Here is a 24,083-nt window from a genome sequence, read left to right as displayed (position 1 = left end):
CCATTTCTGCCTGTTCGGGATTTGCAATCCCGAACCCAGATCAATCAGGATTTGCAATCCTGCTAACGTACTCGTGTATGATAGAGAAGAAATCAAAACAACCGCGGGAACGAAAGTGGGATTGCAAATCCCTTTCTATCTGACCCACGGGATTACAAATCCCGAGGAGCAGATTCCTGTTTCCTCATGGAAATACGTTTACCCTCCGATTCAGATTACTTCGCTGTGCTCGCTTTGACGGTAGGTGTCCTCAATACTGAAGAGGGTCTAAATGGTACCTAATTCCCGGGAACATACCGGTGACGGATACCCATAAAGTATTCCAGCTCTTTTTCAGGTTTTTCTACTCCTTCAGGAAGCGGTGATTGGGCAAATTGCTGGAAATACAGCAGGCAGGCATCTCTCCACCAGGCCGCTTCTTTGGCCTGAATTTCCAGAAAAGAAAATACATGGGCATGCCTTTCTTCATCCACATAGGATTCAAGACTTTCCCAGGTTGCCACATTTTGCCGGGCTTCATCTACCCCTTTCTGATACCGCAGGGCCATTTCATCCCATAAGGTTCTTCCGTTTTGGAGGGTATACTCCCAGGGAACATGGTGAAACCAGAGCAGGTATTTTTCCGGGACACGCTTTGGATCTCCCCATTGAGCCTGTAGTTCGGGAGCATATTGTTCCAGGGCATTGCTGCCGCTTGCTGTCCGGTCAAAGCCTACGCCGTTTTCACTGGCTTTGTGGTAATAGGTGGATGTCCAGTCATCTCTGTGCCGGTCCGTGACCCAGGGGCCGGGTCCATAATGGTGACTCCAGGCCATGATATGGTGCAAACCCAGGGGTGTCATGTAATTTACGGCCATTTCATGCGATTGGAGCATCATTTTTTTGACCGGCTCAATAAATTCGGGGGCATTGGTAAATGTGAGGCGGAGCCATTCATCAGCTATGGTTTCCGGAGAAATCTCTGGGTCCCAGGCCAGTCTGCCATAACCAAACCAGTTGGCCTGGTGAAAGTGATGCCCGGTCCAATTCCTGTCCGTTCCAATGTTGGACACTCCCGCCATGGCTGTCAGGGAATATCCGTGTAAACTGCCATCGATCACTTTGCTTACCGTGGAGCCCGGTCCATTGACATAAGTGTCGCTCTGCAGTACTTCTGTGTAAAGGGAGGGCAAAAATACATGGTGGGTAGCCTGGCCCAGGTATTCCTGGGTGATCTGAAATTCCATCATCAGTGGTGTTTGGGGCATGGCACCAAATAGGGGATGAAAAGGTTCCCTGGGTTGAAAGTCAATGGCCCCGTTTTTTACCTGGACGATTACATTATCTCGAAAAGATCCATCATAGGGTTGAAATTCCTGATAGGCCTGTTTGGCCCGGTCATCCGGGGTGTCTTCACTATAGACAAATGCCCGCCACATGACAATGCCCCCGTGGGGTTTGAGTGCATCGGCAAGCAGGTTGGCCCCATCTGCCTGACTCCGTTGGTAATTGTGCGGGCCGGGTTGTCCTTCCGAATCGGCTTTTACCAGAAATCCCCCAAAATCAGGAATGTACCGGTAAATTTCATCCGCCTTATCCTTCCACCATTGTTGTACACCCGGGTCCAGCGGATCCGCAGTGGGCAGACGGCCCAGTTCCATGGGAGCAGAAAACCGGGCTGTCAGGTATAAGGTAATGCCATAAGGCCTGAAAACATCGGCTAAAGCCGCCGCTTTTTCAAGGTATTCCGGAGTAAGTACCAGTGCATTGGCATTGACATTGGTCACTACGCTTCCATTGATGCCAATGGAAGCATTGGCCCGGGCATAATCGTGGTATTGCTGGTCAATATGGTCCGGCAAGCGGTGCCAGTTCCAAATGGATGCCCCGGCATAGCCTCGTTCTAACGTTCTATTCAGGTTGTCCCAGTGGTTTAATATCCGGTGTTGAATTTTAGGTTCGCTGTGGTACCCTGATTCAGGAATGCCTGCTCCGGTCTGCATCAGCTGCAGGAATTTAAAAGTGCCGTAAAGCAAACCAATATCCGTATCTGCTGCAACCCATACCACCCCGGCATCATTCTTCAGCAAGCGATATCCTTCCCTTCCCAGGCTGCCTTTGGCTGAGGGATCCCAGCCTGATGGAGTTTGTTTGCTGATGATCAAACGGGCAGCCTCTTCCTGATGGTCAAATGCCAGGGGAAGGTTTTTATCCAAAAAACCATTGGCGGCCAGCTGCAATTCTGTCTTGATGATGGCAAGCGTGGGTGAATCCCCATCCACACGAATGGCCCCCATCAGGCTTTGGACTTTTTGCGGTGCTTCCAGAGGATGGTATTGCAACCATAGCTTGTAGCCGTCTTTGGAAAAAACCGTGCTTGTGCCCTGAACAAGTAGCAGGAGCAGGCATGTGCATAGGCGCAGGTAAAGGGTCATGTTATCAAGGAGTAATGGTTTCGATGCTTCCGTCGGCAAGGTGTTTCAGGGGAGCCATTTTGATGTTGCGCAAATGGGTTTCTCCCGATATTTCGGTGTCATGGTAAAAAAGATACCACTGCCCCTCAAAGGAGAGAATTGAATGGTGAGTCGTCCAACCCTTCACCGGCTCCAAAATATTTCCCTGATAGGTAAACGGTCCATAGGGGCTGTCACCTGTGGCATAGGCTATAAGGTGCGTATCTCCTGTAGAGTAAGAAAAATAGTACCTCTCATTGTGTTTGTGGACCCAGGCTGCTTCAAAAAAACGCCTTTCATGATCGCCTGCTTTGATGGGATCACCATTTTTATCCAGGAGCAATACATCTCTGGCCTCCTCTGCCAGGCTTTTCATATCCGGAGCAAGCCGGGCCACTTTGGGAGAGAGTGCAGGTTGATCCGGTGCCGGTTCACCATCAGTAGGTTGATCGCCGGGAAACCGGTACTCTCCATCTTTCCACCGCTGCAATTGTCCTCCCCAGATTCCTCCAAAATAAAGGTAGTATTGATCCCCATCCTGAAAAACCGCCGGATCAATGCTATAGGTTCCTGGAATGGGTTCAGGTTCGGGTGTAAAGGGACCCTCAGGCTTTTCGCTGGTGGCGACCCCGATTTTAAATAGCCCCTCTTTATCCTTGGCCGGGAAATAAAGGTAATATTTACCATCTTTTCCGGCCGCGTCAGGTGCCCATAGTTGTCGTGCTGCCCATGGGATATCGTCCAGGTGCAAGGCGATACCATGTTCGCCGGGCGTAGCGTCGGGGCTTTCCATGGAATAGACCCGGTAGTCTTCCATGGCAAAATGTGAACCCCAATCGTCTGAAGGAATACCAGCGGGGATATCATGGGAGGGGTAAATGTATATTTTTCCCTCAAAAACATGTGCTGAGGGGTCTGCCGTAAAAGGTTCGGTAACCAGCGGCGGGTGGGAAAATTGATTTTCCTGCCTGTTGTTGGTTTGCACTGTTTCTGTGGATGCTATTTTCTTATCGTTGCAGGCAGCAAGGGCAATCAGGCTGGCTATAATGTATCGTTTTGAGCACATGGGGTAATGGTTTAACAGGTACGAAGTCAAAAATACACAATTCTGTTCGGGATTTGCAATCCCGAACCCGGGTAAACAGGATTTGCAATCCTGCTAACGTGCACGTGGAAGGATAGAAAAGGAATCAAAACAAATACGGGATCGAAAGAGGGCTTACAAATCCCCTATTATCTGTACCACGGAATTACAAATTCCGCGGAGCGGCTGTTTGGGATCTGCAAACCCGAACCCGGGTAAACAGGATTTGCAATCCTGCTAACGTGCTCGTGGAAGGATAGAAAAGGAATCAAAACAAACACGGCATCGAAAGAGGGCATACAAATCCCCTTTTATCTGTACCACGGAATTACAAATTCCGCGGAGCGGCTGTTCGGGATTTGCAATCCTGCGTTCGTATACGTCCGGAGATTACCTATTTCCGTTTGATAGAATCACTCAGTTGGAAATTCAACCAAATAATGGACTCCCTACGATTGGATGATTAACCAAATAGTTGATTAAACAATTTTAACCAGCAGCGCGTATCTGGCCGCAAGACCAAAATACCAAACCGGCCCCTATAAAAATCAGACTAAAAAAGTGGATAAAATTTGGTAATACGAAACCTTCGAGTAATTTTGTTACTCTTACCATGTGGATTACGTGGCGAAGCTGTGAAAGGCTTCGGGTGCATGATTCCGGGACCTGTAAAATAATGTTTTTCGACTCCTGAATAATGCATTTTAGATTTTTTAACCGTTTATTTTCTCCTTCATAAAGGCCTCTTGCTGGATTCACTGATCACTTCAAAAACCAGGATCAAATTGTTGGTCAAGTTCTTTTCCAATGCCGGAAACAGGGGCTACCTGCGGGGTCTGGCCGAAGAATTCAACGAGTCTACCAATTCTGTGCGCATAGAGTTGAACCGGCTGTCGGAAGCAGGGCTGTTGCAGTGGAAAACCAAGGGTAAAACGAAAAGCTACCAGGCCAATGTTGCCCATCCACTATATCAGGAGATCCGGAGTATCGTCAGCAAATACCTGGGTTTCGATCATTTGCTGGAGCAGGTGATCGCCAACCTGGGCAATGTTCAGAAGGCGGTAGTGATGGGAGATTATGCTGAAGGGAAAGATTCCGGCACCATCGAATTGGTGCTGATAGCCAGAGAAATCAACCTGGAATACCTTAATTTCCTGATCTGTAAAACAGAAGAAAAAATAAACCGGAAACTTCGTGTTGAGGTAATGGACAAGGAAACTGATCCGGTACTCCGGGGCCTGGTAGTATTTGAAAAAGCGCTGCATGAGTGAGGTATACCTGTCGGTAGTGGTTCCGGTTTTCCAATCCGAAAAGTCCCTGGGAGATTTGATTGCCCGCCTGAGAGCAGTGCTTTCGGGCATCAGTCCGGCTGTTGAGTTGGTTTTGGTTGACGACCACAGCAGCGACGGGAGTTGGCAACAGATAGCTGCGGCGGCCAACACAGCAACTGATGTCATGGGGATACGGCTAAGCAGAAACTTTGGTCAACACCATGCCATTGCGGCCGGCCTGGATGTGGCAAAGGGCCAATGGACGGTGGTTATGGATGCAGATCTGCAGGATTTGCCCGAGGAGATCCCACACCTGTTGAGCAAAGCCCTGCAGGGATATGATGTGGTGCTGGCCAGACGAACAGCGCGAAAAGACAAGCCGTGGAAGATAATGCTTTCCGCAGTTTTCTACCGTTTTTTCAGGTATATGACCGGGACCAGGATGGATCCTGCTGTTGGAAATTTTGGGATCTACCACAGGAAAGTCATCCAGGCAATTCTGCAAATGAAAGAGTCTATCCGGTATTTTCCTGCTCAGGTCCAGTGGGTAGGCTTCACACAGGGGTATTACAATGTGGAACATGGTCCTTCTGCGTTGCCTACATCTGCCTATAAGCTGCGGTCCAGGCTTCACCTGGGCTTGAATGCCCTGATGGCTTATTCGGATAAACCGCTTCGTTTGTTGATAAAATTAGGTTTTTTTGTCGCTTCCCTGGGTTTTATTTTTGCTTTGATCACCCTGATTCGCTATTTTTCGGGAAAAATAATTGTGCCGGGCTATGCCAGCCTGATCGTTTCGCTCTGGGTTTTAGCCGGCCTGTTGTTGATGACCATGGGCCTGGTTGGATTGTACGTGGGCAAAACCTTCGAGGGCGTAAAAGATCGCCCCCTTTATATTATCGAGCAAAAAACCTGAAATGATACAATTTTTACCTTTTGATACCGCTTTATTTGGATACCGGGTTGGCAAGTTGCAATTGCACAAGTCGGTGGCCCGGATAGAATCCATTCAGGAACAGGCACGCAATTTCGATCTGATCTATGTGATGGGAAAACCGGGATTGGTAAGAATGGGAGGCTGGTCACCCATCAGTACCAGGGTCGACTGGGTGAAAATCATTCAAAAGACAGACCTGGAGACAGCCCCAGAGAACCAGGGGGACATACAGCTATACGAACAGGAAGCCTCCGGCACGCTCAGTTTGAAAGATCAGAAGCAATTGCGGGAACTGGTTCTCACCAGTGGGCAGTGGTCCAGGTTCAATCAGGACCCCTTGCTGGCCAACCACGAATATGAAAAACTGTACACTACCTGGTGGGAAACCATCAAATCCCAGAAGCACCGGGTGATTGTGGCCAGAAGAAACGGCAACCTGCTGGGTTTTGTAACCTTCCGGCTGATGCGGGGTCGCGGGTATGTGGATCTTTTTGCAGTGAAGGGAAGCGAGCAGGGTAAAGGCATCGGCCAGAAGTTGATGTGCCGGGTATGGGAGGAATTGTATGCATTGGGTTATCCACAGATCGGACTTTCTACTCAGAAGGCCAATGACCGGGCGATGAACTTTTACAAAAACGCCGGTTTCCAACCGGTAAAGGAAACCCTGATTGCCCATTGGAGGCCAAGGCTAAAAGATACGCCAAACCTGATCAACTGACTTCGAAAAACACCATTTGGGCTGGCAGGTAATTGCATTTGAATCAGAGCTGGAGGCGGATTGGAAAGAGGTATTGGCGAAGGCTACCAATGCCACGCTGATGCACCAGAGAAGCTTTCTGGCCTATCACAAAAAGCGCTTCCATGATGCCTCGCTAATCCTTTACAGGGGAGATCGTCCGATGGCCATTTTCCCGGCCCATAGAGAAGCTGATCAGGTTTTTTCGCATAAAGGACTGGGTTATGCCGGTCTCATCCACAGACCCTGTTCCTTCGACCAGGAAGTGCAGTTGTATTTGCAGCTGCTCCGGTATTATGAAGCGCAGGGAGTTGCGAGGCTACAGATCAAGGCAACCCCTTCCTTCTACAGTAAAGAATCAACGGAATCGCTACCTTATATCATGCATTTGGCGCAGGCCGAAATCCGCCAAATGGAATTGTCGCTGGCCATCAAATTGCCTTTAAAGGTCAGACATAAGGGCAGGAAGGCCAATATTCTTCAGGCCAAACGGTCGGGCTTACAAGTAGTGGAAGAGGGTGAAGTTGAATTGTTTTGGGATACACTCCTTAGGCCCAACCTCAAAAAGCGGTACCAGAAAAAGCCTACACACAACAAAGAACAGATGCAGTATTTGAAGGAATGGCATCCTGACAATATCCGGCAATTCATGGTTTACCAAAACGGTATTCCCCTTGCCGGGGCCACTGTTTTTTTTACTCCGAATTGTTTGCATACCCAGTACCTGGCTACCAACGTAGCGGGCAGGAAGCAGCATGCGCTGGATTTGCTGATCGATTACCTGTGCACGGCACAGGCGGCTGGGAGAAAATACCTGGATTTTGGGCATTCCAATGAATGCGGGGGTAGAAAGATCAACAGGGACCTTTTCCGCTGGAAGGAAAGTTTTGGTGCGATCCCTTTTCACCATTCCCATTACAACCTTAGTACCGGTGCCTGGCGGCATTTGGAGAGGGTTTATCAATGGAAAAACGACCCGATGGATGCCTAAAAGATCCGCTGTAAGTCCGGAGAGGCTGCAGGAACTTAAAAAAGAGAATGCATGCTATGTCATTACTTGTTATAAGAACGAATTTCTGTGCAGGGACCATCCAAACGGTCGCTGTGAAAGGGGATTTTTCTCCCTTTTTTTGCAAGTATTGTATGGAATGGCTTTTGCAAAAAAATACAACTTGCCATACAGGGTAGATTTTGCTAATGTGCGGTACGCCTACAGTGGGAATCAGGACAGTAATGGGAGTAATTTTTGGGAAGAATTGATGGTACAGAGAGGCCCTTCTTCGGGATTTGTACCCATTGTAAATCTTCGGTATGAAACGCATCCGTTGAGAATATGGGATCGCCAATTTATACGCTCTTTACATCATACAATTCAATCGGAACTCCGGATTCAGGATAAGCTGCTTGAAAAGGTAAATGGCATAAAGGAATGGTTCAGCGGATTTAAAATATTAGGTTTGCATGCGCGGCGTACCGATCATGCTACTGAAGTGCCTCCGGTCAGTGAGTGGACAATAATGAACAAAATTGAAAAGAAAATTGCTGACTTTGACCGTTTATTTGTAGCGACGGACGATGAAGCGTTTTTAGAAATGCTGAAAGCCAGATTTCCGCAAAAGGTCCTGGCCCATGATTTTATACGTTCTGCCAGCCAAAAGGCGATTCACGATCATGGCGGTAACTTGAATGGAATACTGTTGGGTGAACAAGCCCTGCTGGATTGTCTTTCCCTGTCCTTTTGTCAGGAGCTTATCCTATCGCCATCCAACCTATCCTACGCGGCTTTGCTTTTTCAGCCGGAAACTCCTTACACCCTGGCCGAAAGCAATGAGGCCGCCTGGTCCCGGCGGAAAACTCTATTGGCCTATCGGTTAAACCAATGGGGAATCCGAAAGTGGTAATACATGATTGATATCTACCCCGATAGAGCAGCTATTCTTGCCAACTGCCCCCGATGTGGAGCAGAAAGTACGGATGCAGGTAAACTGTTTTTCCGGGGAACGCATGTTTTAGCCGAACATAGCTGTGGTGATTGCGGGCTTGATTTTTATGCGACACTGCCAGTCGGTCATGCTGCCCTTTATCCGGTGGTTTTTGCCCGGGATGGAAGCTATGCCCGGTACAACAGACAGGAAGGCTCCTGGATGGCCTTGCCCCTGATCCGGTCATTTCTAAAAGCGCCTGACGCTGGGGTAGAAATAGAGCTTGTTCAGCCGAATGGAGGTGGAGACCTGATCCTGGTCAATTGTCTGGACAGTTGTTTCGGGCATGTCTTCACCAAACTATGGAATGTGTATTTGCTTAGAAAACAGTTCCCATTCAAAACCCTGGCGGTACTCCTACCGGCTCGCTGCCGTTGGTTGATCACCGATGCGGAGGTAGAGATCTGGACGGTAGACTTGCCCTTGCAGGAAATCGATAAAGGGGTAAAAGATCTGGATTTCTGGGTCAAGGCACAGTTTAAACGGTTTGGATCCGTGGCCCTGAGTGAAGTGCCGGTGCATCCCCCGCTGGAGGGATTGGATTTTGAAGAGATACTGCAGGCCCGGCCTTTTGCCCTGCAGGATTTTGAACATCAGCCGACGCAACTTACGTTTATCTGGCGTTCCGACCGGTTTTGGCTGAACAGCCGCCTGTTGGGTTTCCTGCACAAGGCCTCCATTAAGTTTGGCTTTCAGGCCCAGGTACGGGGACTACTTTGCTATCGGCAGGCCAGTTTACTGGGGCGGTTGGCTGAAAAACTTCGGAAATCTTTGCCGGAGGCCCGTTTGGTGGTGACAGGACTCGGAAAGGAGGCCAGGCTTCCCTCAGGATGGAAGGACCAAAGGGTAGCCGAGATTGACGAAAGGGTAGAGCGGCAATGGAATGAGATTTTCCGGCACAGTCAGCTGGTGCTGGGCGTACACGGCTCCCATATGCTGATTCCCACGGCCCTGTCGGCCGGTTTTATAGAAATCCTGCCCCGGCATAAGATTCCTCACCTAACGGAAGATATTGGCCGTCAGCACAAAGGCCGCCTCGCCCATTTCCTGGGCAGGTTTGTGGATGAGTTTTCAGGTCCTGGTTTGGTTGCCGGGCATGTGGAGGGTATAGTGAAGGGTTTTGGAGGGGTTTGGGGAAAGGATTGTATGGAAGTTCCGAAGAAGCAAAAATTCTTAGGGGTTGAAAGTGGGGCTTTAAACTAATGGTAGTTTTGTCTCACTCCCAAATCCTTGGAAATGCTATTTTCTGATGACCTTTTTGTAAATTTAGTTTAATTTAAAATTTAGGTTGTCCAGAAGCTGATATATCCCTATTCGAAGAAGGAACTAGTTAACACTACATAGAGTACAAAATGAAATATTCAGATCAATACGATCGACCAAATAATTAATTGCGAAGGATGGTGAATAGGTTCAGGTATTATTATCGAAAACTGAAAGGAGACATTCAGGCTAATAGGTATATCTATTCCCCAAAGGATTTGTTATCAAATGCCGATAATTCCAATGATGTTTTCAATCAGATTTATTCGAAAAATACTTGGGGGTCAACCGAGAGTTCATCGGGTAGGGGTTCAGAAATTCAGCATACAAAAACCTTATTAAAAAAGCTTAACCGCTTGATCAAAGACCTTGGCCTGAAAAGTATATTGGATGCACCCTGCGGAGATTTTAACTGGATGAAACACCTGGATAGAACCGGAATTTCCTATATCGGAGTGGATATCGTGAATGACTTAATTGATTCTTTGAATGCTAAATATGCCCACGATTCCAAATTGACTTTTCAAATCGGGGACATCATCGCCGGTGGATTGCCTGAGGTAGATTTGATATTTTGCAGGGATTGTCTGGTTCATTTTTCTTTTGAAAACATCCAGCAGGCTCTGTCCAACTTTAAGAAATCACGTTCAAAGTACCTATTGACCACTACCTATACAGATAGATTGGTTAACCGCGATATTCAAACAGGTGGTTGGAGGCCAATCAATCTCGAAATGGCACCTTTTAACTTTCCCAAGCCAGTCAAGATAGTCCATGAAAATAATTTAGATGATCAGGGTATGTATTTCGATAAATGTATGGCCTTGTGGAAACTATCTGATATCCACATTTAGTTAACGCTTCATTGTCTAGAATCAACGTAATTGAACCTTCCAAAGGCTGGAAGGTAGTAGACGTACGAGAGCTATGGAGATACAAAGACCTGTTGTATTTTCTGACGGTCAGAGGAATAAAGGCCAGGTATGCGCAATCTGTTCTAGGGGTAGGTTGGGCCATCATTCAACCTTTGTTTACCACCTTAGTATTTACGGTGGTTTTTGGCGGTTTGGCCAACGTAGATTCCGATGGTATTCCGTACATTTTGTTCTCTTACTTAGCTTTATGGCCCTGGAATTATTTCTCAGGAACGCTGACCGAATCTGCCAATAGCCTGGTTACCAATGCTAGTATGATTACCAAAGTTTATTTCCCCAGGTTGATTCTACCTTTGTCTGCTATCTTTTCCAAACTCCTGGATTTCATCATATCCTTTATAGTGCTTCTTGGATTATTGATCTATTTCCAAGTCATGCCGGGATGGAACCTGGCTTTTTTGCCCTTGCTTTTGGTGCAACTGCTGATGGCTTCCCTGGGGATTGGGATGGTACTTTCCGCTATGGCGGTACAATACCGGGATGTGAAATATGCTTTGAGCTTTGTCGTACAGTTGTTACTTTACCTGGCTCCTGTGGTGTACAGTACAACTGCGGTACCCGAACAGTGGCAGTTTGTTTATTCCCTCAATCCCATGGTGGGAGTAATTGAAGGTATCCGTTCAATGTTTCTCAGCCGATCAATGCCATGGGAATGGATTTGGCCAGGGACAATTATAGCCATCGTTATTTTTGTTTTTGGTTTGTTTTATTTTAGGAGAATGGAGAAAGTATTTGCAGATGTGGCGTAATCTACCAATCAAAAACCAGCCTGCCGACCTGCAAAGAATAGCCTTTATAAATGTAATTCTTAACCCTTAAGGAAGTGTCAGATACAATAATAAAAGTTGAAAACCTTTCTAAACGCTATCGCATTGGCTTGCAGGAAAAGAGGGCGGATACTTTTGCTGAACAGATGCTGACTGTACTAAAATACCCCATTGACAATTTTAGAAAGATCAAGAGCCTAGGTAGCTTTCAGGGAAAAGAGGAGGACGGAGTGCATTGGGCATTAAAAGATGTCAGCTTTGAAGTCAAGCAGGGAGATGTATTAGGAATCATCGGGAAAAATGGTGCTGGAAAATCCACCTTACTAAAGATACTTTCCAAAATCACCGAACCATCTTCTGGTAGGATAGAAATGAATGGCCGGGTAGCAGCCTTACTGGAAGTAGGGACTGGGTTTCATCCGGAACTTACCGGTCGGGAAAATATTTATATGAATGGGACTATTCTTGGAATGACCAAAAAGGAAATTGATCGGAAACTGGAAGAAATTATAGATTTCTCTGGAGTTGAGAAGTATGTGGATACCCCCGTTAAATTCTATTCTTCCGGCATGCGCGTCAGGTTGGGATTTTCAGTTGCCGCCCATTTGGATCCAGAGATTTTAATCATTGATGAGGTCTTGGCTGTGGGGGACTATGAATTTCAGCAGAAATGTCTGGGTAAGATGGAGGACGTCAGTAAGAGGGAAGGGAGGACGGTTTTATTTGTTAGTCATAATCTGGCGATGGTCAGAAATCTCTGTACCAATGGATTATTACTTGACGAGGGTAAGTTGGAAAGCAATGCTGATGTATCGCAAATTTTGGATTTTTATCTTAATAATAGTTTGCAGGAGGATTCTTTAACTTATCAAAACTTCAAAAAGTGTCAGAAAGAAATGTATGTCGATAAGTTTGAAATGTCAAATTTTCTTAAAACTGGTGACGGTATAGAATTTTCTATCGAGGTGGTAAATCAGATATCTGAGAAAATGGTTGAGTTTGCCATTACGATTACCAGCTTGGAGAACGTTCCAATTTTACAGTTTTACTCCGGACATGTAGGGCAGCAGTTAAGATTAAAAAAGGGAAAAAACAAGATCTCCTCGAAAATTGAAAACTTCCCATTAATTAACGGATTTTACTACTTAAATGTCTGGCTGGGATCGAAAGGAGTAACATATGATTTTTTACCTAAGATAAAAAAGGTTGATGTAAGACCAGGTGCAATTAGTCAAGATGGCCCAGTTTGTACATTCAATGGGTATCCTGTAATCGCTCAATCTAAATGGAACGTACTATAAAATGATTGATAAGAAATATATAACCCATAAAAGAGAGCCATTTTTCGAAATTGCAAGAAAGTTTATCGATAAAGGAGCAAAGGTTTTAGATGTTGGCCCAGGTGATGGATCGTTCTCTGCTTATTGTGGGCGAGATGACTTTTTTTTGTTAGAGGGAAATCAGGATTCTGTTAATAGTCTTAAGAAGCGCTATAGGAATGTATATTTAGGTAAAGTTCCTGCTATTCCATTTGAAAATGATTTTTTTGATCTTATTCATTGCAGCCATATAGTAGAACACTTGAGGCCAGATGACCTCTATAACTTTTTAATTGAAATGAATAGAACTTTGAAAATTGGTGGAAAAATCGTTGTGTCTGCACCTTTACTTTGGGAAGAGTTTTATAATGATTTATCTCATGTCAAACCGTATAATCCTATGGTTTTTGAAAAATATTTATGCAAGGTGGAAGGGATGAATCCAACGAGAACTCCTGTGTCCAGAAGCTATGTAATGATTGAAATTGTTTATAGATACAGAAATAACTTTGAACGATTTAACCTACATAACTTAAATCCTAAAAGTTTAATAAATAGGTTTTTTAATTCGATCTTTTGGCGTTTGGGTAGCAATGGATTAGTGTTTTTAGAAAAGACAGGCTACACAATTGTTTTACAAAAGAATGCATAAAGAGCCTTTAGTGTCTGTATTAATACCTAACTATAACAAAGCTAGTTTCCTGAGAGAAACTCTAGATTCAGTTCTCCAACAAACCTATTCCAATTGGGAATGTATCATTGTTGACGACCATAGTACGGATCGTTCCTGGGAAATATTAGAAGAATATTCTCAAGAAGATTCTAGATTTAAGATTTTTAGGCGACCAGAGGGGAGAAGATTTGGAGGGAATGCGGCAAGGAATTATGCTTTCGAACTTTCCAATGGTGACTATATAAATTGGCTAGATTCTGACGATATAATTAATGATACTTTTCTTTCAGAGAAAATTTTATCATTCCAGAAAGATCAAGGTTTAGATTATGTACTAAGTGACATATTTAAATTTAGTAAATCTGTTGACAATAGTTATTCTATTTATGACCATAACGGTGATAAGATGTTTTTCTTAAATTTTGGTGCAACTAACAACATTTTTCAAACTCCTATGCCATTGTACACTCGGAAGTTTTTGAATTCGTTCGATTATTTGTTCGATGAGGAACTTATTGCAGTTCAGGATTTGGAGTTTCACGTTCGGGTTTTACTAAAATCATTGAATTATGTTGTCAACCCTAAATCAAAAATTTATTGGAGACTCAACGAAGGCTCAAAAACTAATTCTTTTATGAGGGATTCTTATGATCAGAAGTACCGAAAATCATATCCTGCATTCAAAAGGATTTATTTGAATATTCATAGACAAATCGGGATTGACGAAAAAGCAAGATTATTTTTTAAAAATGTGTTTAATGATATGCTATTAATTTTACCATTAAAATCACCTTTATTTTGGGAGTTATACTTTTTTACGATAGAACATAAACTTTTTAAAGGCCAATTTCAAGGCGTCAAGATATTTGGAATCAGAACTCTTAAATATATAAAGCTAATTTGATCCCAAAAGTAATCCACTACTGCTGGTTTGGACCTGGCAGTATGACTGAACTTGAAAAAGATTGTATCCAAAGTTGGGAACTTTGGTTGCCTGAGTATACATTCAAGTTGTGGAACGAAAATAATTTTAATATTAATTCATATAAATTTACCGAGCAGGCCTACCGCCTTAAGAAATATGCTTTCGTTTCAGATGTGTGTCGGTTGTATGCTCTTTATCATGAAGGGGGCGTTTACCTGGATACCGATATGGTGATTCTAAAAAATATCGATGACCTCCTTTGGAACAAATGTTTCATAGGCAGAGAAAAGGAAAACCTGATTAGTGCTGGAATTATCGGGGCGGAAAAAAATAATTCTGTGTTTAAATTTCTTTTGGATAAGTACACGCATCTTCAGTTTAATTTTGACGATCCTATTGATATTCCAACATATCTTACAATGAATTTAGACCTTAGTCAGGATATTACAGTTTTTCCCCCCGAATATTTCTACCCCTTACCATACGGGAGGAGGGGGGAGGACTATAGCCGTTTCATTTCAAAACATACTTACGCAGTACACCTTTGGAATCACAGTTGGAAGAATGAAAAAGATTACCTTCATGACAAAAACTTTGGTATGGCATTAAAAACGTATTTCCAACGCTGTCGTGTTTCTCCTGAGATCATATTAAATGATGCATTTTTATTCCAATTTTTAAAGTATTTATTTGCAGAAAAATTTAGTTTTATTTATAAATGGTATAAAAAGTATTTGGATGAGAATTGAAGAAAATCAGGTAGGTTTTATTCGGTTTATGCCCTATAAATCAGATGAAGTTTTTGTATTATCTACCTATTTTACATCTAAACAGGACCCTGTTCGGGGAGGTTATCAGAAACCAGATAACTTTCGGTATATGAAAAACTGGTACTGTTCCGTCCTGGAACATGGGCTTTTTGGAGTGATCTTCTACGATAAGTTGTCTCCAGACTTTATTAAAAAAAACGAAACCGAAAAAATTAAATTTATCAAATGCAGATTAGGTGGGATGTCCCTGAACGATGAGCGTTTTTTTATCTACAGGGAGTTTATTCCCCATCTACCTGAAAATGCCTATGTGCTCACCACCGATATCAATGATGTTGTTATAAATAAAAATCCTTTGCCATTATTCAAACATTCACCCGATAAGTTGTTTTTAGGAAGGGGAAATCGGAGGGTATGGAAAAGTGGCATTTGGCTTTTGAATGCTTTAAAGCAATTCAGCAAAAAATTCAACCAACCCTTGTCGGTTAGCTTCCTTTTTTACCCCGTCTTTAATCCGGGTACGATAGGTGGGAAAAGAGATAATATCCTGGAACTGTTCTCGAAAATGACTCTAATCTTTGAGGTCCTGGGAGATGACAAAAATTACGATATGCCTGTTTTTAATTATGTGCTGAACAAATATTATTTTCCCAAAACAGGGAAATATGACGGTTTATTACCGTTTGGACTTGCCTGGTATTTTTGGTATTACGCTTATCGGATTCAGCGAAAACTGGAATCTGAATACAAAAAGAAAAGATATGAAATTGCTTCCCATCAGGAATCAGTCGAGGAAAATGATAAAATAGTGGCGGGTTTCCCTTTTGTGAGTATGTTCAGTTGGTATGAAAACCCCTCGGAGGCTTATCTGATACATAAATGACTCAACAATCTAAAGATCTTTCGATTTCTATTAAAGGATTTTCACCACTCGTTTCAATAATTATTCCTTTATATAATAAAGAAGATTTTGTTGAGGAGACTCTTCTTTCTGCGTTAAATCAATCGTATTCAAATATAGAAATTTTAGTAATTAATGATGGTTCCACAGACCATTCTTTAAATGTTATAAATAAATATATATGTTCTTATCCATCAAAAATTAGACTTATTGACCAACGCAATAAAGGAGCTTGTAATGCACGAAATGTTGGAATTAGAAAGAGTAATGGTGAATACCTTCAGTTTTTAGATGCTGACGATTTATTAGATTCAGATAAGATTTCTTCCCAAATTGATATCTTATCAGGTCAATCTTCAGACTGTGTAGTTTTTGGTAAGTGGATATTTTTTGAGTCATCACTTGATGATTTTATGGTGGAAGATTTTGAATTTTATAAAGATTACAAAAATCCACATCATTTGCTGATCGATCTCTGGAACAGCCAGCAAATGATAGCTTCATTTTGTTGGCTTATTCCGAGAAGTATTATCTTAAAATCAGGAACCTGGGATGAATCACTTTATTTAAACCAAGATGGAGATTTTTTCTCTAGAGTAATTCTTTCTAGCAAAAGTGTTGTTTTTTCCGAAAAGTCTATGGGCTACTATCGTAAGCCCAATAATAATAATAATATTTTGACTCAAAAAAATATAAGGTCTTCCTATTCATTATTTAAAACATTTGTGAATTATGAAAAAAATATTTCACATTTTGGCAATGGATATAATGTAAGGAAGGGACTAATAAAGAATTACGAACATTTCATATATAGGATGTCTTCTGTTACGCCGGAATTATGTATAGTTGCTTTTGAGAAAATTAAAAGGTTAAAAGGTAATAATTTTCCATATAGGTTTTCTCATTCAAAGCTTTTATATTTTTCACAGTTTTTTGGAATATACTTTGTTATCAAAATAAAAATCATGTTTGTAAAACTCCGTAAATGATCTCCATTATTATTCCTACGTATCTTGACGATGAAAGATTATATATGTGTTTAAAAAGTATTGATAATCAATCACTGGATAAATCTGAATTTGAAGTTATCGTAATAAATAATTGTCCAAAAAAGGATATTTCTATTAATTTAAAAGAGTTCAGAAAACTAAATCTACAATTTTTTGATGAACCACTAAAAGGTTCCTATGCTGCTAGAAATATGGGTATAGAAAAATCTACTGGTGAGATTTTAGCCTTTACGGATTCCGATTGCATTGTTGGAAAAGATTGGTTATTAAATGCTAAGGAAATTTTTGAAGATGATAGATTGAATAGAATTGGTGTACTCACCGGACCAGTAGATCTAATATTCAAAGATAATAACTCACTTTCGGATGCTGAGATATACGAAAAATACACCGCATTTACAACAGAATCATATGCTAAGGATGGGTTTGCAATCACTGCGAATTGGTTTTCTTATAGGTTTGTGATAGATGAATTTGGAAAATTTAATTCGAGCTTAATGTCAAATGGTGATTCGGAATTGTCTGGGAAAATTTCCTCTAAATATTTTGTTAAATTTTCTTCAAACATAATAATATATCATCCTGCACGATATAAGATCCCGGATTTAGTAAATAAATATAGAAGGATAGTAGGTGGTACGTTTGTAAGGAAATTTTATGATAATAAGATTGGGTTTTTTAGTTATATTGTTACTTTTGTTCTTCGACGGTTTAGATTTTCAATAAAAAAGATTTTTACAGTTTCATTTAAAGAGTCTTTTTCTATTTGCTTGGTTTGTTTCTGGATAAATATTGGTGTCCTTATTGAGAGCGTTTATTTGATACTCGGGCGGGAGCCAAGAAATTTATGAAAAATTTCAAAATTTTTTTATTTGAAAAATTTAATCAGATTTTTGCTAAATTTGGTTATTCGTTGATAAAGAATTCAGACAGGTTCTCTAGGGGTGTCGATCTTTGTTTTGATATTCGGTCGTTTTTACCTAATTCTGAGATCAAGTGTATTTTTGACGTTGGTGCAAATCTCGGGCAATCGGCCTCATATTTTAAGGAGTTTTTTCCAGATTCTTCGATATATTGCTTCGAGCCAGTAAAACATACTTTTCAGCATTTAACTAAAAAATTGAATCATTATAGTCATATTTATTTTATTAATAGTGCTGTCGGAGCTGAAAATTCTAATGTTTTTATCGAAATTAATCAAAAATCCGATCTTTGTAAAATTGTCTCGAACTTAGATAGGACCGCCGTTTCCAATACTGAATTTGCGGTTCAAACGACGTTAGATAGTTTTTCTCAAGCACATAATATTGATAATATAGATTTTCTAAAAATTGATACGGAAGGGAGTGATTATAATGTTTTAATGGGTAGCCAATCACTTTTGAGTAGCCATAGAATTCAAATTATTCAAGTTGAAGTTTCTATGAATTCGACAAACCATTTGCATGCTTCAATAGATAAAATTCGATTTTTTCTTGAGAGATATAATTATTTTCTATTTGGGATTTATGAGCAGGTTAACGAGTTTTATGTTGGATCACCTATACTTAGACGCTCAAATGCAGTTTTTATTTCAAAAAAATGCGCTGATCTGAATTCTTTTTATCGCTAATTGTATGCAACGAGAATATTTGGTCTCTATCATTATTACCGTTTATAATAAATCTAACTATATTCGGGAATCTTTGCAGTCGGCTTTAGCACAATCCTATTTAAATACTGAAATTATAGTAATTGATGATTGTTCTACTGACGATTCCTTTGATGTTGTTAAGCAATTTTGCGTTCGGTTTTCGAAAATTTATCTGATAAGGACCCAATTTAATCAAGGTGTATCCGCAGCTACTAATTTGGGAATTCGAGCGGCAAAAGGGGAATACATCCAATTTTTGGATGCAGATGATATTCTTTCACCGGATAAAATTGAACGACAGATTGAGGCTCTCGTTGGGAATGATTGGCCCGTTATCGCTACCTGTGAATGGCTAAATTTTAAGAAATCTATTAATTATTCAAGTTCTTTGAATTACGGGGTATTTAGAGATTTTTTATCCGGTTTGGATCTTTTGTTGCGTTTCTGGAATCATCAGGAAATGAATCAACCTGCGGTATATTTGACCCATAGGAAATTGGTTGAAAGAGCTGGACCATGGGATGAGTCCTTAGTTATTAATCAGGACGGAGAGTTTTTTTGCAGGGTTTTGGCTCATGCAGGTGGAGTGCTGTATGAACCTGTAGGACAAGTATTTTACAGACAACCCGGTCAGGAAAATGTCAGTCAGCAAAGATCAGCCAAAGCTGCACGCTCTTTGTTGGATTCATATATAAGTTATGAGAAGGTTATTTTGGAGATTGAAGACTCGCACCGGGTGCGAACGGCACTAAAAAAGATTTACCTGAAATTCCTGTATGATACTTTTCCTGACTATCCACCCTTATTTTCGGAAGCAAAAAATAGGGTAAAACGACTTGGTATAAAGCAACGAGTACATATTGGTGGTCCAAAATTCCAGTTTATGTCCAAGTATCTTGGATTTGAAACAGCATTAAAGCTTAAGCGCTTGATCAATTAATTTTTAATCAATCTCTGTTTGTTTTCCATTGTCATTCCACTCTTTAATAAAAAGAAATTTATTTGCAGGGCGCTGGATTCTGTTTTTGAACAGCGTTTCAAAGAATTTGAAGTTATTGTAGTGGATGATGGATCCACAGATGGAGGAGGGGATTTGGTAGAGGAGCAGTATAAGGAAAAGGTAAAATTGATTCGACAGGAAAATCAAGGAGTTTCCTGTGCAAGAAATAAAGGAATCCAAGAGGCAAAATATGCCTATATAGCTTTTTTGGATGCAGACGATTACTGGCACCCCGATTATTTGGGATTTGTGTCAAAGGTAATTGAAGAAAATCCAAAAGTTGGGATTATTGGTTGCCATTATGATCCCTATCAACTGGTAAACGAACCCAAGCTTACCTATTTCAGGCTGGAAAATTATTTCAAAAAGGCAGTTCACAACACAAGGTTCTTCACCTCTGCAACCTGTATCAAAAAGGAATTTTTTGAAAATCAGCCAGGTTTTGATTCTAACTTAAAATTGGGAGAAGATATCGATGTTTGGTTGAGGGCTTCTTTATTTTTTGGAGATGGGATTTATATCGAAAATACGCTGGTGTATTATAGCAAGGAGGATTCAATGCGTGCAACAGTTAAATCCTATCCTTTAGATCAGACGTTGATTCCAAAGGTACTGAGCACAGAATATTATTCGAATTCAATAGGTGATTCTACCTGTTCGCCTTTTACATTTATGAAGTTCCAAAGCAAATGGACCTATTTGAATTTATATCAGCATTATTTCAGCAATGATACTCGAATTGAGGAAGTTCTTTCCCGAATTCCAAAGAGATTCTTTTTAATTCATACAATTTATTCTATGCCTGCTAGGGTTTTAAAGGCTGTTTTTTCCAGCAATCGCATTTCTGGTTTATTTAGAAACTACATGAAATTTTGTTTTCGGTACCTCTATACCTGATATGAAGGTTATCAGGGTTGTATCTGAATTGGATTTTGGCGGTGTTGAACAGGTGCTTGCCACTTCTGTTCCAGCAATCGCACAGATCAAAGACATAGATGTCTCCATTATTGTGTTGGGAAGGGGAGGAAGGGTTGCGCAGGAATTAATCCAGCAGGGAATAAAAGTTAACGTTTTGAATCTAAACCCACGTATTCCCAACATGGGTTTAATTTTGAAGCTTAAGCAAATTTTCCTTGAGTCAAATCCTGAAGTGGTCCATAGTCAGGGTGCGGAAGCAAATTTTCACGGAATTCTGGCGGCTAGCTGGGCAGGAATTAAGCGAATTGTAGGAGAGGAGATAGGCATTCCTAACCATCATTCTTATTGGAAATATATTTTTAGATGGGTTTATTCCAAGGCTCATGTCATAATTGCGATTTCATTGGCTGTTAAAACTAGAATTGTTGGATTGAAAGAGGTAGAAAGTGGAAAAATAAAAGTAATTTATAATCCAGTTATGCCTATAACTAATAATTTTTGTACCAGTCGAAATGAATCTATGGAAATTAGGAAAATTCAATTTGATTATCAATGTCAGAGGAATATAGCCGATAAACCTTTTGTATTTATTTCGACATGCAGGCTGGTCCCGATAAAAAATTTAGACCGTGTAATTTCTGCTTTTTTAGAACTTTCAATTGATTATGCGTCAAGATCTTTGGAATTATGGATTGTCGGAGATGGTCCGTTGAAAGAGAATTTGGTTAGGAAGCTTAAAAATAATGGTCTTATGAATAGCGTTAAATTATGGGGTTATCAAAATGATATATTTTATTTTTTGAAGCACGCAGATGTATTTGTATTACTGTCGTTGAGTGAAGGGTCCTCTGTATCATTAGCTGAAGCCATGGTTGCTGGATTGCCATCTGTCGTAACAAGTTCAGGCGGTGCATCAGAGTTATTAGGAGAATCTAGATCAGGAATATTGGTCGATCCGCTAGATTTATCTGAAATAAAAAAGGCAATGTCCTTTATATTAAACATGACTGAATTGGAAAGAATTGAAATGGGAAAAAGGGCTCAGAACGAAATCAAGAAATTTCATATCGATAAATATCTCAAGTCTATTATATCTATATATTTAAGTTGAAAATTAGGGTATTACATTGTATTGAGACCATCTCCTCAGGAGGCGTTGAGAAAGTTCGATTAACTTTGATAAGGGGGCTTGACAAAGAGAAATTTGAACACAAAATTGTTTGTACTTGGGAAGGTGGTGCTATAGCAAATGACCTGAAAGAGGAAGGTGTGGAATTGATACCAATAGGCGCTTTTAAACATCCCTTTCATTATTTTAAACACAAGCAAGTTCTTAAAATTATTAAAACTTTTAATCCCCACATTATACATGGGGCTATTTTTGAAGGAATGTCGATGGCAGCCATAAGTGGATTCATCGGTGGTGTTCCAATAAGAATATTGGAGGAGACTTCAGATCCTTTAATGCGTACTAACCGTGCTATATTGATCCAAAAAATGTTTCTGATGATTTCTGATATAATTATTGGAGTCTCCCCGTCTGTTGTAAAATATCTAGCAGAGAGGGCGAAATTGTCAAAGAAAAAAATAGTCGAAATTTACAATGGTGTTGATCAACCGATTTTTTCTACTATACAGACTATAAAAGAATTAAGGAGAAATCTCGGCCTTAAAGAAGGCGATATAATTATCGGTTCTGTAGGAAGGATGTTTAATGAAGTAAAGCGATTTACAGATATTTTGGATGCTATTAAAGTTATAAATAATGCTTCTATAAAAATTTTAATAGTTGGCGATGGTCCAGATCGCACTTTAATCTCTGATTACGCAATGAAAATAGGTTTGGCTAGCCAATTTATATCGGTAGGATTTCAGAATAACACATCTGACTATTATCGGCTGATGGATATTTTTTGTATCGCATCAGCTCATGAAGGCTTTGGTCTGGTAGCAGTTGAGGCTATGATGCATAAACTGCCTGTAATTGCAACCGAAGTGGGAGGACTCAAAGATATTGTAGTTGATGGCATTACTGGCTTTCTTGTACCTTCCAGATCTCCTCAGTCCATTGCAAATAACATTGCAGCATTGATCCAAAACCCTGAACTTAGGTTAAGATTTGGAGAAGCTGGGTACCTAAGGGCTTCAGAAAATTATTCTGCTGCCCGGTACTGTGAGCAAATCGAAAACTTGTATTACACTCTTCTTGATCAAAAAGGGATAGTACCCAATACTTTCTCCAATTAAAAAGAATTTCGGTCTGTTGATATATTTTATAGTAATTTGTTAGATATTATTATCATAATAGCAGGATTAATTGCCTTGGCGAATTCAAATAGCACCATGGCAAAAAGGTTTCTATTGCCCTATAAATATGAACTTCACCTTCATTATTTATTGTTTTACCATTTGTTTTTTAGTGTTTTTTTTACCTGGTACATATTGAATTTTGGAGGAGATTCACAAGGGTATTGGAGATTTGGAATGGAACAGGTCTTGGTAAAAGACCAATACTGGATGAACTACTTTGGCCCCAGTACAACTTTCGTTTTGTGGTTGTGTTATATTCCTTCCAAAGCTCTTGGCCTTAGCTATTTGACGGGTAATATTCTATTTGGATTTTTTGGCTTTATTGGTATCCGGTATATTTTCGTGATGGTGGCAGAATATTTTCCGACCAATCATAAAGTGCTCAATATTCCCTTGTTTCCGTATGTGTTTTACTTTTTGAACTTACATTTCTGGACAGCGGGGGTTGGGAAGGATGCCATCTGTTTTTGGGGAATCGCCTGGTTTCTATTTGCCTTGCAAAAATACCGGTCACGATGGTGGGAAGCACTAATTGCTTTATTTTTTGTATATATGGCCAGGCCTCATATGGGACAGGCTTTGATTGGTGGTGCAGCAATGGCGATTATGCTTGGGAGCGAAATGAAAATCCAGTATAAAATTGCCCTGGGATTATTTGCTGCAGGAGGAACTTTCTACCTTTTGGGAAGCACTACCGAATTTTTAAAATTGGAGGAATTAAGTTTGGAGAGCCTGAATGAAAAGAGCATGGTTACTGCAAGGAATTTGAGCAGGGGCAATGTAGGCTCAGCAGTAGATATTTCCTCCTATTCTTTGCCTATGAGGGCATTTACCTACCTATTCAGACCTTTATTCTTCGATGCACACAATTTCGTGGCCTTATTCAGTTCTGTTGAAAATGCCGTTTATCTCTGGCTAAGCCTGTTTATTTACCGCAACTGGACACCAGAGGCTATCCGGGATATGCCGCTGTTTTTGAAGGCTGGAATTATCACTTTTATTCCCGTGACCTTTGCCTTTATGAATGCCCTAAGTAATCTCGGCGTGGTCATGCGCATGAAAAACATGACCATGATATATTTCCTGTTGTTTTGCTTCTACCTGATCTCACATAATCAAAAGCAACGCTACCTGCGGGCCATGGACCGGAAGCGGTTTTTTCAGCGGAGACAGGCCATTATTGAGAGTAAAAAGGAAGCCCACTCCATTGATTGATC

The 24,083-nt window shown here is 41.1% G+C and carries 23 protein-coding genes; 21 read left to right on the top strand and 2 right to left on the bottom strand.

Annotated features, from left to right (window positions below; genetic code table 11):
• Positions 1 to 278: 278 nt before the first annotated feature.
• Both BUB19_RS21660 and BUB19_RS21655 read right to left on the bottom strand, forming a co-directional pair.
• Complete coding sequence (locus BUB19_RS21660) at positions 279 to 2,414, bottom strand: alpha-glucuronidase family glycosyl hydrolase (RefSeq protein WP_073097699.1); 2,136 nt, start codon at positions 2,412 to 2,414, stop codon at positions 279 to 281.
• Positions 2,415 to 2,418: 4 nt separating this feature from the next.
• Positions 2,419 to 3,498 (bottom strand): glycoside hydrolase family 43 protein, encoded by a 1,080-nt coding sequence (locus BUB19_RS21655; RefSeq protein ID WP_073097697.1) that lies wholly within the window; start codon positions 3,496 to 3,498, stop codon positions 2,419 to 2,421.
• A 764-nt stretch (positions 3,499 to 4,262) separates the two neighbouring features.
• Here BUB19_RS21655 and BUB19_RS21650 point away from each other — a divergent pair.
• The 21 genes from BUB19_RS21650 to BUB19_RS21550 all read left to right on the top strand — a co-directional run bounded on the left by BUB19_RS21650 (position 4,263) and on the right by BUB19_RS21550 (position 24,081).
• Complete coding sequence (locus BUB19_RS21650) at positions 4,263 to 4,787, top strand: PaaX family transcriptional regulator (protein WP_073097696.1); 525 nt, start codon at positions 4,263 to 4,265, stop codon at positions 4,785 to 4,787.
• Positions 4,780 to 5,703 (top strand): glycosyltransferase family 2 protein, encoded by a 924-nt coding sequence (locus tag BUB19_RS21645; RefSeq protein ID WP_073097695.1) that lies wholly within the window; start codon positions 4,780 to 4,782, stop codon positions 5,701 to 5,703. The genes BUB19_RS21650 and BUB19_RS21645 overlap by 8 nt, the downstream gene beginning before the upstream one ends.
• Before the next feature lies 1 nt (position 5,704).
• A complete protein-coding gene (locus tag BUB19_RS21640; protein ID WP_073097694.1) occupies positions 5,705 to 6,442 on the top strand; it encodes a GNAT family N-acetyltransferase in 738 nt (245 codons plus the stop codon).
• 16 nt (positions 6,443 to 6,458) lie between these two features.
• Positions 6,459 to 7,451, top strand: a complete 993-nt coding sequence (locus BUB19_RS21635; protein ID WP_073097693.1) for a GNAT family N-acetyltransferase — start codon at positions 6,459 to 6,461, stop codon at positions 7,449 to 7,451.
• Entirely contained in the window at positions 7,444 to 8,361 is a 918-nt protein-coding gene (locus BUB19_RS21630; RefSeq protein ID WP_073097691.1) for an O-fucosyltransferase family protein, read from the top strand. Before BUB19_RS21635 ends, BUB19_RS21630 begins: the two co-directional genes overlap by 8 nt.
• 3 nt (positions 8,362 to 8,364) lie before the next feature.
• Positions 8,365 to 9,645 (top strand): hypothetical protein, encoded by a 1,281-nt coding sequence (locus BUB19_RS21625; protein WP_073097690.1) that lies wholly within the window; start codon positions 8,365 to 8,367, stop codon positions 9,643 to 9,645.
• Positions 9,646 to 10,061: 416 nt separating this feature from the next.
• Positions 10,062 to 10,559 carry a class I SAM-dependent methyltransferase gene (locus BUB19_RS21620; RefSeq protein ID WP_178371548.1) on the top strand — a complete coding sequence of 166 codons (498 nt, stop codon included), beginning with the start codon at positions 10,062 to 10,064 and terminating at the stop codon, positions 10,557 to 10,559.
• Between the two features lie 11 nt (positions 10,560 to 10,570).
• Positions 10,571 to 11,389 carry an ABC transporter permease gene (locus BUB19_RS21615; RefSeq protein WP_073097687.1) on the top strand — a complete coding sequence of 273 codons (819 nt, stop codon included), beginning with the start codon at positions 10,571 to 10,573 and terminating at the stop codon, positions 11,387 to 11,389.
• 74 nt (positions 11,390 to 11,463) lie between these two features.
• Positions 11,464 to 12,708: an ABC transporter ATP-binding protein gene (locus tag BUB19_RS24585; RefSeq protein WP_073097685.1), complete on the top strand. Its 1,245-nt coding sequence runs from the start codon at positions 11,464 to 11,466 to the stop codon at positions 12,706 to 12,708.
• Position 12,709: 1 nt separating this feature from the next.
• Positions 12,710 to 13,378, top strand: coding sequence for a class I SAM-dependent methyltransferase (locus tag BUB19_RS21605; protein WP_073097683.1), 669 nt, complete (start codon positions 12,710 to 12,712; stop codon positions 13,376 to 13,378).
• On the top strand, positions 13,371 to 14,303 hold the full coding sequence (locus BUB19_RS21600; protein WP_073097681.1) for a glycosyltransferase family 2 protein: 933 nt from the start codon (positions 13,371 to 13,373) through the stop codon (positions 14,301 to 14,303). Before BUB19_RS21605 ends, BUB19_RS21600 begins: the two co-directional genes overlap by 8 nt.
• Complete coding sequence (locus tag BUB19_RS21595; RefSeq protein ID WP_073097680.1) at positions 14,300 to 15,073, top strand: glycosyltransferase; 774 nt, start codon at positions 14,300 to 14,302, stop codon at positions 15,071 to 15,073. Before BUB19_RS21600 ends, BUB19_RS21595 begins: the two co-directional genes overlap by 4 nt.
• Positions 15,063 to 15,977, top strand: a complete 915-nt coding sequence (locus BUB19_RS21590; RefSeq protein WP_073097678.1) for a hypothetical protein — start codon at positions 15,063 to 15,065, stop codon at positions 15,975 to 15,977. The genes BUB19_RS21595 and BUB19_RS21590 overlap by 11 nt, the downstream gene beginning before the upstream one ends.
• On the top strand, positions 15,974 to 16,984 hold the full coding sequence (locus BUB19_RS21585) for a glycosyltransferase family A protein (protein WP_073097677.1): 1,011 nt from the start codon (positions 15,974 to 15,976) through the stop codon (positions 16,982 to 16,984). The genes BUB19_RS21590 and BUB19_RS21585 overlap by 4 nt, the downstream gene beginning before the upstream one ends.
• Positions 16,981 to 17,856 (top strand): glycosyltransferase family 2 protein, encoded by an 876-nt coding sequence (locus tag BUB19_RS21580; RefSeq protein WP_073097676.1) that lies wholly within the window; start codon positions 16,981 to 16,983, stop codon positions 17,854 to 17,856. The genes BUB19_RS21585 and BUB19_RS21580 overlap by 4 nt, the downstream gene beginning before the upstream one ends.
• Positions 17,853 to 18,617 (top strand): FkbM family methyltransferase, encoded by a 765-nt coding sequence (locus BUB19_RS21575; protein WP_073097674.1) that lies wholly within the window; start codon positions 17,853 to 17,855, stop codon positions 18,615 to 18,617. Before BUB19_RS21580 ends, BUB19_RS21575 begins: the two co-directional genes overlap by 4 nt.
• Before the next feature lie 4 nt (positions 18,618 to 18,621).
• The gene (locus BUB19_RS21570; protein ID WP_073097673.1) at positions 18,622 to 19,578 is read left to right on the top strand and encodes a glycosyltransferase family 2 protein; all 957 of its coding nucleotides are present in this window, start codon (positions 18,622 to 18,624) and stop codon (positions 19,576 to 19,578) included.
• Between the two features lie 18 nt (positions 19,579 to 19,596).
• Positions 19,597 to 20,535, top strand: coding sequence for a glycosyltransferase family A protein (locus BUB19_RS21565; RefSeq protein ID WP_073097672.1), 939 nt, complete (start codon positions 19,597 to 19,599; stop codon positions 20,533 to 20,535).
• A 1-nt stretch (position 20,536) separates the two neighbouring features.
• Entirely contained in the window at positions 20,537 to 21,667 is a 1,131-nt protein-coding gene (locus BUB19_RS21560; protein WP_073097670.1) for a glycosyltransferase, read from the top strand.
• The gene (locus BUB19_RS21555; RefSeq protein WP_073097669.1) at positions 21,664 to 22,803 is read left to right on the top strand and encodes a glycosyltransferase; all 1,140 of its coding nucleotides are present in this window, start codon (positions 21,664 to 21,666) and stop codon (positions 22,801 to 22,803) included. The genes BUB19_RS21560 and BUB19_RS21555 overlap by 4 nt, the downstream gene beginning before the upstream one ends.
• 96 nt (positions 22,804 to 22,899) lie before the next feature.
• Positions 22,900 to 24,081 carry a hypothetical protein gene (locus BUB19_RS21550; protein WP_073097668.1) on the top strand — a complete coding sequence of 394 codons (1,182 nt, stop codon included), beginning with the start codon at positions 22,900 to 22,902 and terminating at the stop codon, positions 24,079 to 24,081.
• Positions 24,082 to 24,083 lie beyond the last annotated feature (2 nt).

Source organism: Cyclobacterium lianum, assembly GCF_900143075.1.
In the GTDB taxonomy this organism is placed as follows: Bacteria; Bacteroidota; Bacteroidia; order Cytophagales; family Cyclobacteriaceae; genus Cyclobacterium; species Cyclobacterium lianum.
Note: the sequence above shows the minus strand (reverse complement) of the source record. Positions and strands in the feature narration are given on the sequence as shown.

What these genes read in the sequence shown, in the direction of transcription:
- BUB19_RS21625 (WP_073097690.1), top strand. Translation starts at nt 8,365, where the DNA reads ATGATTGATATCTACCCCGATAGAGCAGCTATTCTTGCCAACTGCCCC.
- BUB19_RS21600 (WP_073097681.1), top strand. Translation starts at nt 13,371, where the DNA reads ATGCATAAAGAGCCTTTAGTGTCTGTATTAATACCTAACTATAACAAA.
- BUB19_RS21645 (WP_073097695.1), top strand. Translation starts at nt 4,780, where the DNA reads ATGAGTGAGGTATACCTGTCGGTAGTGGTTCCGGTTTTCCAATCCGAA.
- BUB19_RS21605 (WP_073097683.1), top strand. Translation starts at nt 12,710, where the DNA reads ATGATTGATAAGAAATATATAACCCATAAAAGAGAGCCATTTTTCGAA.
- BUB19_RS21580 (WP_073097676.1), top strand. Translation starts at nt 16,981, where the DNA reads ATGATCTCCATTATTATTCCTACGTATCTTGACGATGAAAGATTATAT.
- BUB19_RS21660 (WP_073097699.1), bottom strand. Translation starts at nt 2,414, where the DNA reads ATGACCCTTTACCTGCGCCTATGCACATGCCTGCTCCTGCTACTTGTT.
- BUB19_RS21590 (WP_073097678.1), top strand. Translation starts at nt 15,063, where the DNA reads ATGAGAATTGAAGAAAATCAGGTAGGTTTTATTCGGTTTATGCCCTAT.
- BUB19_RS21575 (WP_073097674.1), top strand. Translation starts at nt 17,853, where the DNA reads ATGAAAAATTTCAAAATTTTTTTATTTGAAAAATTTAATCAGATTTTT.
- BUB19_RS21640 (WP_073097694.1), top strand. Translation starts at nt 5,705, where the DNA reads ATGATACAATTTTTACCTTTTGATACCGCTTTATTTGGATACCGGGTT.
- BUB19_RS21550 (WP_073097668.1), top strand. Translation starts at nt 22,900, where the DNA reads ATGGCAAAAAGGTTTCTATTGCCCTATAAATATGAACTTCACCTTCAT.
- BUB19_RS21630 (WP_073097691.1), top strand. Translation starts at nt 7,444, where the DNA reads ATGCCTAAAAGATCCGCTGTAAGTCCGGAGAGGCTGCAGGAACTTAAA.
- BUB19_RS21585 (WP_073097677.1), top strand. Translation starts at nt 15,974, where the DNA reads ATGACTCAACAATCTAAAGATCTTTCGATTTCTATTAAAGGATTTTCA.
- BUB19_RS21655 (WP_073097697.1), bottom strand. Translation starts at nt 3,498, where the DNA reads ATGTGCTCAAAACGATACATTATAGCCAGCCTGATTGCCCTTGCTGCC.
- BUB19_RS21570 (WP_073097673.1), top strand. Translation starts at nt 18,622, where the DNA reads ATGCAACGAGAATATTTGGTCTCTATCATTATTACCGTTTATAATAAA.
- BUB19_RS21560 (WP_073097670.1), top strand. Translation starts at nt 20,537, where the DNA reads ATGAAGGTTATCAGGGTTGTATCTGAATTGGATTTTGGCGGTGTTGAA.